We start from the raw sequence: 13,436 nt of genomic DNA on the forward strand, positions 1-13,436 counted from the left end.
GGAATGACCAGGTTCAGGCGTGCAGGATTCCTTCCAGCCCCAATTCACTGATCAAGATCAGGTTCTGTTCGGTAATGCTGTCCGGCACGAAGATAAACTTTTTGTCAAAAATCTGGTCGCCAATGTAATAGCTAACCCAATATTGGTTGTTCAGGTGAAACACATCCGGCATGATGGTTTCGACGGCAACGTACTCATTCGGCTGAAGTTCAGCAAAATAATGCCGCAATGTCGACGTCGTTTGCTGCTCTTTTTGGGTTTCATCCAGAAAACCGTATCCTTTCGACGTCACAAAAACGTTCCGGATCATCGCGTCATTCTGATTGATCAAATACACCTGCCAGTCATACTGATCCAGTTCCGTCGGTTTCCGGGCAATGACGACTTGTACTCCTTCAACGGGTAAAAACGAAATATCTCTCTTCATTCTAACGAATTAACTCCATTTCAAATAAATCCGCCAGATGTTGGCTGACGTGTTCCATCACGTCCGAAACCGGAACCTCCCGGCCCAGTTCAGCCTGCATCGACGTAACGGCCTTGTCGGCAATGCCGCAGGGCACAATATGATTAAAATAACGCAAATCCGTGTTGACATTCAACGCAAATCCGTGCATCGTTACCCAACGGCTCGCTTTGACGCCCATGGCGCAGATTTTCCGGGCGGTTCCATTCCGGCGGTTTTCGTCGGATTCATACCCCAGCCAAACCCCCGTCAACCCGTCGATTCGGCCCGCATTCAGGCCGTAATCCGCCAGCGTTCGGATGATGGCTTCTTCCAGCAAGCGCATGTAGCGGTGAATGTCCGTAAAGAAATTATCCAGATCCAGAATCGGGTAGCCCACCAACTGGCCCGGCCCGTGGTAGGTGATGTCACCTCCCCGGTTTATTTTATGATAGGTGGCCCCGATGCTTTCCAGAAACGCAGCGTTCGCGAGCAGATGATCTTCCTTTCCGCTTTTCCCCAGCGTATACACATGGGGGTGCTGGCAGAATAATAGGTAATTGGACGTCAGACGGTGCTGGTCGGCGGGCTGGCTGCGGTTGGCGATTTTTGCCGCCACAATTTCTGCCAATAACCGCTCCTGGTAATCCCAGCCAATCTGGTAATCGAGGAGGCCCAGATCCTGAATCTGTACCTGTTTATTGCAATGACTATTCATTTTTTGCGTAATCAATACAGAAAAAACACCAAAGCGGGTCGGTTTCGTTCGTATCCATTCAATCGGTTTTCCGTCTAAGTAGTAAAAACGATCGATGGCACAGCACAATGACACAGGCAAACAGGGCGAAGAGGAAGCCGTTCGCTACCTCCAACAGAACGGTTACGAGATTCTGGAACGCAATTACCGCCACCAACACGCCGAGATCGACCTGATCGCCCAGAAAGGCAAGATGGTCATTTTTGTGGAAGTAAAAACGCGGACCAGCACCCGTTTCGGCTACCCGGAAGAGTTTGTGAACTCCGCCAAAGCGCGGCTGGTCATGAAAGCAGCCGAGCATTATATTTTCGCGAAAGACTGGCAACACGACGTCCGTTTCGACATTGTTGCCGTGACGATGACGCCGGAAGAGGTGAATGTGAAACACATTGAAGATGCCTTTTACTAATTTTGTTTCCCATAAAAAAAAAGGTAGTTTCGGGAACCGAATTTACTGATTTAGTCAGAAAACGAGTATGCGGTTCCTTGCGTTGCTGCTGGCACTCACCATCAGCACAGCTTATGGGTTTCCGGGTCATCCGAAAAAAGCGACGTATCGCCCCCGGATGTATACGGTCGAGCAGTTGCGGAGCGACTTTGCGGTACTGCGGAAGATGCTGGAAGAGCGCCATCCGAGCATGTACCGGTATGCCCCGCGCGAGGAGATGAACCAAAAGTTCGACGCCGTGGCCCGGCAACTCTACCGCCCGATGTCTGAAGTGGAGTTTCGCGAGTTGCTACGCCCGCTGATTGTCCAGATTCGGTGTGGCCACACGGATGTACAGGAATCGCTCTCTTCCAGCCGGAAAGGGCAAAAACCACAGCCCGAATGGTTACCCTTCGATATCATTCTGCAAAATGACCGGATGTTCATTGGCCGAAACCGGAGCACGGATTCTTCGCTGGTTTGCGGTACGGAAGTGCTCAAAATGGGGGGGCATCCGGTCAAAGAAATTATTCAGGCCGCCCGGGACCGCTGGCCATCAGACGGTTATAACCAGACTTTCAAGAATTATTTTCTGGAATTATACCATTTGGAAGAAACCTATTGGCGACATTTTGACGGCCATTCGCCCTGGACGCTGACCGTACGGGACACCACGAGTTCTGAACGCATCACCACCGTTCGTCGCCGTCCGGTCAGTACGGGGGATATTCCGACGACGCCAGCCCCGGCGACCGTCAAGCGAAGCCGGAAAAACCGGTCTAAAACGGAAGCTTCTTTTTTCGATGAGGATGCCAAATTGCAACTCATGCGCTCGCTGCATTTTCTGAACGGTGATTCGACGGCGGCTATGCTGATCATCAACGGTTTTGGCTACGATCACTACGGATCCTATCACCGGGAGGTGTTTGAAACGCTGGAAAAACTGAAAGTGCAGGATCTGGTCATTGATTTGCGCCAGAATACCGGCGGAAACGCCGAAATCGGCTCGGATCTGATGTCGTACCTGATGAAGTCGGATTTCCGGCAGGTCGACCGGGCCGAATGCCGCGTCCGTCGGCCTAATTCCTGTTCGTATTTCGACCGGAAAGAAAAGCGGCTGTTGCGGCAGAATTTCCGTTACATGAAATCGGACGGTGGCCGCTACCAGTTTGGTAAATCCAATGTTGGCTGGAACAAACCGGCTTCCGATCATCGGTTTAGCGGAAAAGTATATATTCTCACCAGTGGCCGAACCTTCTCGGCAGCTTCCATTTTTACCGCCAGCCTGAAAGCCCAGCGGCCCGTTACCATCATCGGGCAGGAAACCGGTGGGGGCGAAGCGGGTTGCAATGGCGGCATTATTCAAACCCTGACCTTGCCCGAAACCCGGCTCCGGGTGCGGTTTCCGGTTTTCTGGATTGCCACCGCCAGCCGAAATCCCGACCAGGGGCGCGGTGTGATGCCCGACTACCCCATTGACTACACCGTTACGGACCGGATCAAGCAGCGCGACCGGGATTTGGAAAAAGCACTGGAACTAATTCAGGATGGAAAACGGAAAATGACGGCGCGGTAAGACAGGTCCCAACAACCTTTTCAGGGTTGACTCAGGATAATAACCCCGGATTATACTACACGAAAAGCGGACCGATCTTTCCAGACCGGTCCGCTTTTCGTGTAGTATAATCGATAACCGATTAAGCCGCAATAACCGCTTCCGCCAGCACCAATACTTTGTTGTGCAGTACTTCCACCACGCCACCATCGACGGTAAACGTCTGGGTGCCGGAGCTGGTAGCCACCGTAACCGGTCCCCGCGCCAGCGTGCTGACAATGGGGGCGTGGTCGTTCAGAACCTGAAACTGACCCTCGGTACCCGGAAAAGTAACGGCGGTAGCCTCACCGGTAAAGACCTTCTTATCGGGTGTAATGATTTCGAGATGCATTTTTTTATCGTTTAAGATTTAAGGTTTAAGGTTTAACGCCTAAGTTCTACCTTAAACGTTAGACTTTAAACCTTAAACGACCTTTATTTGCCCGCTTCCTTCAACAGACGCTCACCTTTGGCGGCTGCGTCGTCGATGGTTCCAACGAGGTTGAAGGCTGCTTCGGGCAGGTGATCCCACTTGCCGTCGATGATTTCGTTGAAGCCCCGGATGGTTTCTTCGATCGGAACCAGTACGCCTTTCAAACCGGTGAACTGCTCGGCCACGAAGAACGGCTGCGACAGGAAGCGTTGCACCCGACGTGCGCGGTTTACCGTCTGCTTATCTTCTTCCGAAAGTTCTTCCATACCGAGGATGGCGATGATATCCTGCAATTCTTTGTAGCGTTGCAGAATCTCCTTCACGCGCTGAGCGGTATTGTAATGCTCATCACCCAGGATTTCGGCGGTCAGAATCCGGGAGGTTGAATCCAGCGGATCCACCGCCGGGTAAATTCCTAACTCGGAAATTTTCCGACTCAATACCGTCGTAGCATCCAAGTGGGCAAAGGTCGTGGCCGGTGCCGGGTCAGTCAAGTCATCGGCCGGTACGTAAACCGCTTGTACCGAGGTAATTGAGCCGCGTTTGGTCGACGTAATCCGCTCCTGCATGGTTCCCATTTCGGTGGCCAGCGTGGGTTGGTACCCTACCGCCGAAGGCATCCGACCCAAAAGGGCCGATACTTCCGAACCGGCCTGCGTAAACCGGAAAATGTTATCGATAAAGAACAGAATGTCACGGCCTTGTCCGGTTCCGTCCCCATCGCGGAAGTGTTCCGCAATGGTCAGACCTGACAGGGCAACACGAGCGCGGGCTCCGGGAGGTTCGTTCATCTGACCGAAAATGAAGGTAGCCTGGCTTTCCTTCAATTCTTCCGGATCAACTTTCGACAAATCCCAGCCGCCTTCTTCCATGGAGTGCTTGAAGTTGTCGCCGTATTTGATAATACCGGCTTCGATCATTTCGCGCAGCAGGTCATTCCCTTCACGGGTCCGTTCTCCCACACCGGCAAATACCGAAAGACCAGCGTATGCTTTGGCAATGTTGTTGATCAATTCCTGAATCAATACGGTTTTTCCTACCCCGGCACCACCGAACAGACCGATTTTTCCCCCTTTGGCGTAGGGTTCGAGCAAGTCGATAACCTTGATCCCGGTGAAAAGTACTTCGGTCGATGTGGCGAGGTCCTCAAACTTCGGAGCGTTCCGGTGAATGGGCAAACCGCCGGTGCTTTTCGGCTGGGGAATCCCATCGATGGCCGTACCCACGACGTTGAACAACCGTCCGCGAATTCCGTCGCCAGTCGGCATGGTAATCTGAGTGCCCAGGTGGACCACGGTCATCCCGCGCTCCAGTCCTTCGGTGGCATCCATCGAAATCGTCCGGACGCGGTCTTCACCGAGGTGCTGCTGGGTCTCCAATATAACTTTTTGGCCATTGGCTTTTGTGACTTCCAGAGCATCCAGAATCGACGGTAGCCGCGACCCTTCGCCCTCAAAACTCACGTCAACAACCGGGCCGATCACCTGCGTGATTTTACCCGTATTCGTTGCTGTTGCAGTTGTCATGCTATGAAGTTGAGAAATTTTAATAGGAAAAGCGTACTCAATGCGACCGCAAAATTAGATGATAATTTGCTTAAACCCAAGTTGCCTTTTAATCTATTTTTAAGATTTACAAGACGAAATCGTTTTTGTTCCAGTTAGTTCGCTGATAATAACCCGAATCCTGCGGTTTGCACAAAACAAAGATTCCCGCCGGAATCCGTCTTATTTGTATGTAAACAGGTTAAGCGGCTCGTCTTCGGACCGTTGAAGAGGAATTGATCCGCCTGGCTACGGGGCGGTAAAAATAAATGGATTTACCGGATCAAACCCGGCACTACGCACTAACTCATCCGCCCCAGCGTTGCTATGGATAGTTTAACCGGCAAAGTTTTTGAAACTTGCCGGTTCGTTTTTGATCCTATGCTTTTTTTCTGGAAAAACTGGAATACCGCCCATCGAATCGCCTACTGGGCGGGTTTATTGCTATTCGTTACGGCCATCACGGGCATGATCTGGGCCTGGATGAAAGGTTTGCAAAACGTCGTTCGCTGGGATGTGCTGAGCGAGCTGACGGAATTGCCGACGTCCATCGGCACCTTTACCGACGGTTTGTTTGATTACTCCGTTGCGGGTAAAGCCTATGTCGTTACGGAACAGTTCGTTGCGTCAGCCATGCAGGTGAATGTGGTGGCCGCCAAGCTGGTTACGCTGGGCATTTGCCTGGGGCTGGCATTCATTCTGTCGGCGGTCACGCGGCTGCAACGCTGGCCGTATCTGATCGCCATGGGCGTGTTGATTGTGCTCGTCGCTACGTTCCGGCTGGAAGTGCTGCAACTACCCGGTTTTTTAGGAACGGCTTTCGGTGGGCGGTTGCCGTTTGTGCTCGTCGTGCTGGCGCTCGGTCTGGTCAGCTATTATTTCCATGCGTTCAAATCGTACGTTTCGCTGCCCGTTCGGCTTGCGGTTTTCGCAGGCATGATCGTGCTGGGCTGGCTGGTGGTCGACCGGCTGGCCGGGCAGCCCTTACCAGCATCGGCTTTTGTGGGCTATGCGCTGCCGGGTTTGCTGGTAATCTCGCTGGGATTCATTTTCTGGATTTCAACGGAAAGCATTGCCGCTCTGGTCTACCTCACTTCGGTGACCCGCACCAACCGCAGCGACGGTTCGGGACGCCCGCTGGGCATGAACAATTTCCTGCTGATCAGTTTGTTGTATCTCGTCAACCTGCTGTTGATCTGGCTGAGTAACACCAAAGTGATTGCCTGGAATCCGGTGGTGATCAGCCCCTTCGTTTTGTTTATAGTTTCGCTGGTGCTGGGCATCTGGGGGTTTCGGCAGCAATTGCGCCAGAATGAAGCCTTTCTGTCGTTTCGTGATGGCGGGGCGTTTTTGTACCTCGGTCTGGCCCTCATCACGGTTATGACCATCACCTACGCCTTTGCCTCGGCCAACGATCCGCTGGTGGAGGCTCTGGAAGACATGATTGTGTATACCCACCTGGCTGGCGGATTGTTATTTGTCGTTTACGTGTTTTTTAATTTTCTGCCGATCTACCGCCAGGGCCTGCCGGTTTACAAGGTGTTGTACAAACCGACTCAGCTTTCGTTGCAGCAAACCCGCTTGATTGCCGCTGTGCTGACGGTTCTGATTGGGGCCTACCAAAGTTTCTTCACCTTCAAGCAGGCCACCGCCGGGTATTTCAATACCGTGGGTGATTTTCATGCCGCTACGGGCGAACTGCGCGTGGCGGAGCAATATTATACCCTCGCGTTAGCCAGTGAATTCCAAAACCATAAATCCAATTACGCCCTGGCATCGCTGGCCCTGACGCAGGGCGACAAGGTCACGGCGGCTTATTATTTCAATCAGGCGTTGTTGAAACAGCCCTCACCCCAGGCCTATGTGGGGCTGACGTCGGTGTTGCTGGGTGATAATCTGTTGTTTGAAGCAATCAAAATGCTGCAACGGGGCATTCGTGCTTTCCCCAAAAACGGCGAATTGCAAAATAACCTCGGCTACCTCTACGCCCGGACCAGCGTGGCCGATTCGGCCTACTATTATCTGGCGGCTTCGACCGGCAACACCGCTCGCGAAGAGGTTCCGCAAACCAATCTGCTGGCGTTCTGGGCGCGTAATCCACGGCTGGTTTCGCTCGATTCGCTGGCGTATGCTGCCGAACCAAGCACGTATGAATCGTATGAAGCCAACCGGGCCGCGTTGTCTTTTTTCCGGAATACCGCCGACAGCGTGGGCGTTCCGCGTCCGGCCTGGCTCAATGAACCGCACACGGAAGAAGGACTGAATGTGTCACGGTTTGCCCGGTTGTATAATTATGCCGTTCAAAACCGGACTGCCGACACGACTTTGCTCACGGTTCTGAGACGAATGGGCGAGAATCCGGCGAATCAGGATTTTACGGACGATTTGCTCTTTGCCCGATCGGCAACCCAGTATTATACCGGTAACAAACGCGTCGCTTTTGAAATTACCGAGCAACTGGCCCGCGACAACCAGCAGAACGGGGCGTTTTACCATTTCATCTCGGGACTTTGGATGATGGAACAGGGCCTGAATCGCAAGGCCGCCGATATGCTGGCGCAAAATGCCGATACACTTTCGATGTATTATCAGGCCTTGGCGCTGACCAAATCCGGTGATCCGCTCATGGCCCGGCCGCTCTGGGAAATTGCCGCACAGAACGACCCCGGTGTGCGGAGTCTGGCGGAGGTTTTATACGGCCGAAAGCAACCCTCGTCCGATCTCGAAAAAGCCTTTGTGCTGCTGTATGACCCCCTAATCGATCAGGCCGGGCCGCAACGGACGTTGTACCAATCCATGCGGGATGATAACCTGAAAACGATTGTTGCATCGACACTGGCCAGCCGGTATCTGGTTTTAAAACAGGTACCGGTTGCCCAAAGCTGGTACGAACAAATCCCGCAGGAAGCGAAACTGAATGCCTATGCCGGCTCCGCGATGACCGTCGCTTACCTGCAGCTGCGGAATGCGAAAGGGCAATATGACCAAACGATTGCGGACGCCCGGCAATCGGTTATAGCGGCTTTTCAGGCGGAAAAAGAACGGGTAGTCGCGCAGGCCTATGAGGCTAAAAAACAACCGGCTGAGGCTCGCCGGTTGTATGAAAGCGCGCTTCGGCAAGCACCGTTCCAGGCCGAACTGGTGGCAGCCGCAGCCGGTTTTGAGCGGGAAAACGGCCAGTCCGAAAAAGCCTATAATCAGGTTCTCGAAGCCTTGCCCCTGAATGAACGGAATCCGGCCCTGCTGAAACTGTATGCCCTGCTTTGCCTCGATCTGGGCCTGGCCGATTACGCCGAAGAGAGTCTGGCGCGGTTGCGGGCGGCCACGTCTCCTGCCGATTATCAGGCATTTCTGGTAAGCTATCAGGCTAAACGAGCGTTGATTGAAAAACAGCGGGAGGCATTTCAATAAATTGAGTAAGTTTAAGAGGTGGTTTCTACTCCCCATCTTTTATGGAAAAGCAACTTCACTGGGTTAAAGCAGCGTTCAGCCGGAGCGTGGTGATTATGAATGGCGAGGAAGTCGTCGGGGGCATGCACCGCGACCTGTTGGTTCGGGATGTCGATGCACATCTGAACGGGGTTCAACTTTTTTTTGACGTTGCAGGTTTTCTGGTTCACTCGGTCAACATTCATGACAAAAACGCCGGTAATAAAATCATTGGCCGGATTGATTTTGAAGGTTTCAATGGCGCGGTCGTGCATCTCGAAAACGGTGAAAAATACACCTGGCAACGTGAAAACTTCATGATGCACGAATGGAGTATCGTGGCTGATACGCCGGAATCAAAAACCGGTAAAGAAATTGTTCATTACGACCGCACCCGGCTTTTCCTGGCCGATGAAGGGACCATTGAGCTGGTGACCGACTTGCCGAATGCCGAAATGCTGATCCTGACGGGCTTGTTTGTCCGAAATTATTTTTTGCGTAAACGCAAAATTGCCGCCACCTAGTCACCGTTGTCATGCGGTTTTCGTATGGCGCTGACGTTTCTAACTGATCATGAGCAAGAATATTATTGAAACCAACGAGATCTCAAAACGGTATGTGATGGGCAGTGAAGTCATCGAAGCGTTGAAATCGGTGACCATTACGATCAAAAAAGGCGAATACGTGGCGTTTATGGGACCGTCGGGCTCGGGCAAATCGACGCTCATGAACATCGTTGGTTGCCTGGATACGCCCACGTCCGGCACGTATATTCTGAATGGCCTGGACGTTAGCAATATGAGCGAAAATGCGCTGGCGGAAGTTCGGAACAAGGAAATTGGTTTTGTGTTCCAGACCTTCAACCTGCTGCCCCGCCAGACGTCGCTGGAAAACGTCGCCTTGCCGCTGATTTATGCGGGGTTTAACAAAGCCGACCGCACAGAAAAAGCCATGCAGGCCCTGAAAAACGTCGGGCTGGAACATCGGGCGGGCCACCGTCCCAACGAACTTTCCGGTGGTCAGCGGCAACGCGTGGCCGTGGCACGGGCACTGGTGAACGATCCCAGTATTCTGCTGGCGGATGAGCCGACGGGTAACCTCGACAGCAAGACGTCGTACGAAATCATGGATCTCTTCGATCAGATTCACAGCAAGGGCAACACGGTTATTATGGTGACGCACGAAGAAGACATTGCCGAATACGCCCACCGCATTGTCCGGCTCCGGGATGGGCTGATTGAAACCGACCTCATGAACGCCAATATCCGCAAAGCCAGAGCGTTCATTCAGACGGCCGAAGAAGAACATTGACCGGACGGTTTGGCGCTGATTCGGCGGCTCCCGGAAACCTAAAAAATGTTAAAATCCACGCGGCTTATCCTAAAAACGGTTAGTTTGCGTTCGGTTGATAGCACAGGTTTCCAGCGGGTATGAAAAAAGCACTACTTTTCTTTTTGTTTTCGGTACTAACGGCAGCGGTCGGCAGCGCTCAGGACATCCGAAGCGGTTCGGTAGTTGATAAAAGCAGCCAGAAACCGATCGTGTCGGCCACCGTTCAAAACACGTCGCTCCGCCGGGCCACCCTCAGCAACGAAGCCGGTCATTTTCGGATTACGGCTTTCCCCAACGACACCCTGCTGATTTCCTGCATTGGTTATAAAACCGTCCAGCTCCCCGTTCCGCCCACGGAGCAGGAACTGGTGATTGAGATGGTTCAGGATGTGAAAATGCTGAACGAAGTCGTCATCAAAGGCTGGACCGAAAGCCGCTTCAAGCAGGAATTTATGAAGCTGAACATTGCCGAAAAACCGCTCATCGAAATCAAGACACCGCCGGAACTCGTCGGCATTTCCATGGGAAACATTGGGCGTATGGGCTACGACTACGCGACTCTGGCCCCCAAAATGACGCTGAAAGGGCCGGTTTCTGCGCTGTACGGCAAGTTCAGCAAAGAAGCCAAAAACGAGCGGAAATTACAGCAATTCACCCAAGCCGAGCAAAACAGGAAACGCTACCAGGCGCGGCTGGACCCCATCTGGATTTCGCGCATCACGGAGCTAAAAGAGGAGCGGCTGACGGCTTTCATGCAATTCTGTAAACTTCCTGAAAAATTCGTTCTGGAATCAACCGAATATGACCTGATCGTCGCGATTCGCGGTTGCCTGAAGGATTTTCTCGTGCAGGAGAAAGGCTGACATCAACAAATTGCTTTTTTGCACGTTATTGATTGAGGAGATATTGATCTCTGCTCTCCGGTCTTTGCTCTTCTTAAAACCCAGCCAATCATGAACTTGCTCAAAATCGCTTCGTTCGCGCTACTCTTTTTCTTCGGAACCGCCTTTGCGCCCCTCCACCACGGCTGGGGTGATTATGACCAGACCAAAGTGCTGGATTATACCGGCACCATCGAGGAATCGAAGTACGAAAATCCGCATGCCACGGCCAAAGTGAAAGACAAGGACAAAACGTGGCTGGTATACCTGGCCCCCACAAGCCGGATGAACGAGCGGGGAGTAAGCGCGGCCATGCTGAAAAAAGGCAGTTCGATGCGGGTGGTGGGTTATCCACATAAAACCGTCAAAAATGAAATGCGGGCGGAACGCATCTTCATCGACGGGAAGAAGTACGAATTGCGTAAATGAGGCTGAGCATTCCCGCCGAGTGGCTGCAAGGCATTGAAAACAGTACGCTGGCCGTTGCTGTTCGTCAGTCGCTGTGGCTGTATCCGGTCCTGGAAATTGTGCATATCGTCGGGATCGTTCTGGTGGTGGGCGGAGCGTTTCTGTTTGATTTCCGGCTGTTGGGCTTTTCGAAAAAAATACCGGTTGCCGATCTAGCCACACACGTACTGCCCTGGTCGCGGAGGGGGATGATTCTGGTGATTCCCTCCGGTTTGCTGCTGTTCAGCACCAACGCTGAAGCGCTGGGAAAAGACCCGACCTTCTGGTTGAAAATGGCGCTTTTGGCCGTTGCTGGCATCAACGTGGCGGTTTTTCACCGAATAACCTTTCGCTCAACGACTGCCTGGAAAACCGGTCGAATTCCGGTTGGCGCAAAAGCCGCGGCCGTTTGTTCCATTCTACTCTGGCTGGGGACCATTGCCTGTGGCCGCTTGCTGGCCTATTGAACGAAAAAGAAAGGCTGAAAATGCAAATAGCCAATGACTCTGGTCGTTGGCTATTCGCATTTGTGTGGTGTGTGACTTACCGGATCGGACAAAGATGCCAGTCCTGATCGGGGTCACAACGTTGCTGCGTTGTTTGCGTTTTCATGATGGTTGTTAATTTATAGTTCCTAATTTATTTAGGCAGGTTAGCACTGATTCCTCGGATCGTTCGGAAAGTTGCTAAGGGTTCATCGAGCCTGTCTCTCCCCCTTTCTGTATAAATCTCGAACCGGCGCACCGGCAATTACTGGTTACCAGAAGTAGTAATTGAGATAACGATACAAAAGTAGAACACGATTTTTTATATTCCAAACTAAATCTATATTTTTTATAGGGTAATAGTGAAATAAATAAATTTTCACTGTGAATCGTCTCGTAGAGGCAGAATGTCTCTAGATCAATAGCCTCATTAAAAGCCGCCTGCTGTAGGTAGTCAACCATCCCCTACCTACGGCAGGCGGCTGAAAGCATCCGTAGCGGTGTGCCTACAAACATCAGATGCCTAACGGCACCGGAACAATGCTCAATGTGTCAGGCTTAATCTTCAACCGACAGAGGTTGCGGCAGAACCGAAACGCCCTGATCGACCCGGATGATGTACGCCTTGCCGCCCGCCCGCTCGATGGCTTCGGCCACGGCTTCGGGTTTTTCGGGTGCGTAGGCAAACATGCAGCCCCCACCCCCGGAACCGTTGATTTTTCCGCCGTACGCACCGGCTTTGAGGGCTTCGTCGATCATGTGGTCGATTTTAGGCGTCGAAACGCGCTTGGCATCCCGCAAACTGGCCTGGTGAGTGGTGAGCAAAGTGCCCAGCCGCTGGTGATCGACGGTTCCGCTTTTGAACATCGTCAGGGCTTCCCGCAAGACGTCTCGGTCGGAAAGGTTGCCCTTCAGCAACGCCATTTCGTCGGGCGTCAGGATCGACCGGTATTCGTCGGCGGCTTCCAGCGGGTAGGTCGTGAGCAAAAAGGCCGGGTCATACTGTTTTATTTTTTCCATCGCCCGCAGCATCCCGAATTTGACGTGTTTCAGAACGCCGATGGTGTCTTTCGGCTGGCGCGAATCGCCCAGCACCAACGCGCCGAGTTGGGGCTGAAACGATTCGAGGTGAATGTTCGGAACGGATTCCAGGTAAATTACGCCCCCAACCGCCGTGGCGTAGTGGTCCATCATGCCGCCGGGTTCGCCAAATTCCAGCACTTCGGCGGCATAAGCGAGTTCCGCCAGTTTTTCGGGGGCCAGCGTTTTCGGGTTGTCGGCGAATTGAGCGAGAATGGCCAACCAGGTGATCAGCAGGGCCGAGGAACTGGATGTACCCGCATTGATGGGAATCTCTCCCCGGATTTCGCCCTGAACCCCCGTCGAAAACCGGAAACCTTCCCGCAACAGAATGTTGACCGCGCTGCGGAAGTAATCCCGGTCTTGCCGGTACGTCAGCGGCAGTGTTGCCAACGAAAACCGCTCTTCGGCGTCGATGTCGGGCAGAAACAGCCGAATCTCCGGCTTCGTGGTGGGTTCGGCGGTAATCCGGATGCGTTGGGAAATGGCAGCGGCAATAACGGGCAAGCCCAGATAATCCTGGTGTTCTCCGAATAGACAGATGCGACCCGGCGTGGATATAGACAGCGGAAAGGACATAAT

General features: G+C 52.8%; 13 protein-coding genes and 1 riboswitch. Of the genes, 8 read left to right on the forward strand and 5 right to left on the reverse strand.

Annotation, left to right across the window (positions count from 1 at the left end; all coding sequences use genetic code 11):
* Positions 1–13: 13 nt before the first annotated feature.
* A complete protein-coding gene (locus F0P93_RS16945) occupies positions 14–427 on the reverse strand; it encodes a hypothetical protein (RefSeq protein WP_150877967.1) in 414 nt (137 codons plus the stop codon).
* A gap of 1 nt (position 428) precedes the next feature.
* Positions 429–1,163: a lipoyl(octanoyl) transferase LipB gene (lipB, locus tag F0P93_RS16950; protein WP_150877969.1), complete on the reverse strand. Its 735-nt coding sequence runs from the start codon at positions 1,161–1,163 to the stop codon at positions 429–431.
* A 94-nt stretch (positions 1,164–1,257) separates the two neighbouring features.
* Between lipB and F0P93_RS16955 the strand changes: the two genes are divergently transcribed.
* Both F0P93_RS16955 and F0P93_RS16960 read left to right on the forward strand, forming a co-directional pair.
* Positions 1,258–1,611 carry a YraN family protein gene (locus tag F0P93_RS16955; protein ID WP_150877971.1) on the forward strand — a complete coding sequence of 118 codons (354 nt, stop codon included), beginning with the start codon at positions 1,258–1,260 and terminating at the stop codon, positions 1,609–1,611.
* A 67-nt stretch (positions 1,612–1,678) separates the two neighbouring features.
* On the forward strand, positions 1,679–3,205 hold the full coding sequence (locus F0P93_RS16960) for a S41 family peptidase (RefSeq protein WP_150877973.1): 1,527 nt from the start codon (positions 1,679–1,681) through the stop codon (positions 3,203–3,205).
* 121 nt (positions 3,206–3,326) lie between these two features.
* Here F0P93_RS16960 and atpC read toward each other — a convergent pair whose 3' ends face one another.
* Together atpC and atpD are read right to left on the reverse strand one after the other, a co-directional pair.
* On the reverse strand, positions 3,327–3,575 hold the full coding sequence (gene atpC / locus F0P93_RS16965) for an ATP synthase F1 subunit epsilon (RefSeq protein ID WP_150877975.1): 249 nt from the start codon (positions 3,573–3,575) through the stop codon (positions 3,327–3,329).
* 83 nt (positions 3,576–3,658) lie between these two features.
* The gene (gene atpD, locus F0P93_RS16970; protein WP_150877976.1) at positions 3,659–5,182 is read right to left on the reverse strand and encodes a F0F1 ATP synthase subunit beta; all 1,524 of its coding nucleotides are present in this window, start codon (positions 5,180–5,182) and stop codon (positions 3,659–3,661) included.
* Positions 5,183–5,581: 399 nt separating this feature from the next.
* Here atpD and F0P93_RS16975 point away from each other — a divergent pair, with 399 nt between their 5' ends.
* The 6 genes from F0P93_RS16975 (at position 5,582) to F0P93_RS17000 (ending at position 11,756) form a co-directional block, all read left to right on the forward strand.
* Positions 5,582–8,611: a tetratricopeptide repeat protein gene (locus F0P93_RS16975; protein ID WP_150877978.1), complete on the forward strand. Its 3,030-nt coding sequence runs from the start codon at positions 5,582–5,584 to the stop codon at positions 8,609–8,611.
* Between the two features lie 41 nt (positions 8,612–8,652).
* Positions 8,653–9,153 (forward strand): hypothetical protein, encoded by a 501-nt coding sequence (locus F0P93_RS16980; protein WP_150877980.1) that lies wholly within the window; start codon positions 8,653–8,655, stop codon positions 9,151–9,153.
* A gap of 49 nt (positions 9,154–9,202) precedes the next feature.
* Positions 9,203–9,940, forward strand: coding sequence for an ABC transporter ATP-binding protein (locus tag F0P93_RS16985; protein ID WP_114408651.1), 738 nt, complete (start codon positions 9,203–9,205; stop codon positions 9,938–9,940).
* A 119-nt stretch (positions 9,941–10,059) separates the two neighbouring features.
* Positions 10,060–10,824, forward strand: a complete 765-nt coding sequence (locus tag F0P93_RS16990; RefSeq protein ID WP_150877982.1) for a carboxypeptidase-like regulatory domain-containing protein — start codon at positions 10,060–10,062, stop codon at positions 10,822–10,824.
* A gap of 90 nt (positions 10,825–10,914) precedes the next feature.
* Entirely contained in the window at positions 10,915–11,271 is a 357-nt protein-coding gene (locus F0P93_RS16995; RefSeq protein ID WP_150877984.1) for a DUF6152 family protein, read from the forward strand.
* The gene (locus F0P93_RS17000) at positions 11,268–11,756 is read left to right on the forward strand and encodes a DUF6644 family protein (RefSeq protein ID WP_150877986.1); all 489 of its coding nucleotides are present in this window, start codon (positions 11,268–11,270) and stop codon (positions 11,754–11,756) included. Before F0P93_RS16995 ends, F0P93_RS17000 begins: the two co-directional genes overlap by 4 nt.
* 155 nt (positions 11,757–11,911) lie before the next feature.
* Positions 11,912–12,019: riboswitch (SAM riboswitch) on the reverse strand.
* A 313-nt stretch (positions 12,020–12,332) separates the two neighbouring features.
* On the opposite strand, the gene F0P93_RS17005 is transcribed toward F0P93_RS17000, so the two are convergent.
* The gene (locus F0P93_RS17005) at positions 12,333–13,433 is read right to left on the reverse strand and encodes a GHMP family kinase ATP-binding protein (RefSeq protein WP_150877988.1); all 1,101 of its coding nucleotides are present in this window, start codon (positions 13,431–13,433) and stop codon (positions 12,333–12,335) included.
* Positions 13,434–13,436: the final 3 nt, after the last annotated feature.

It is taken from the genome of Larkinella humicola (assembly GCF_008727875.1).
Lineage (GTDB): Bacteria > Bacteroidota > Bacteroidia > Cytophagales > Spirosomataceae > Larkinella > Larkinella humicola.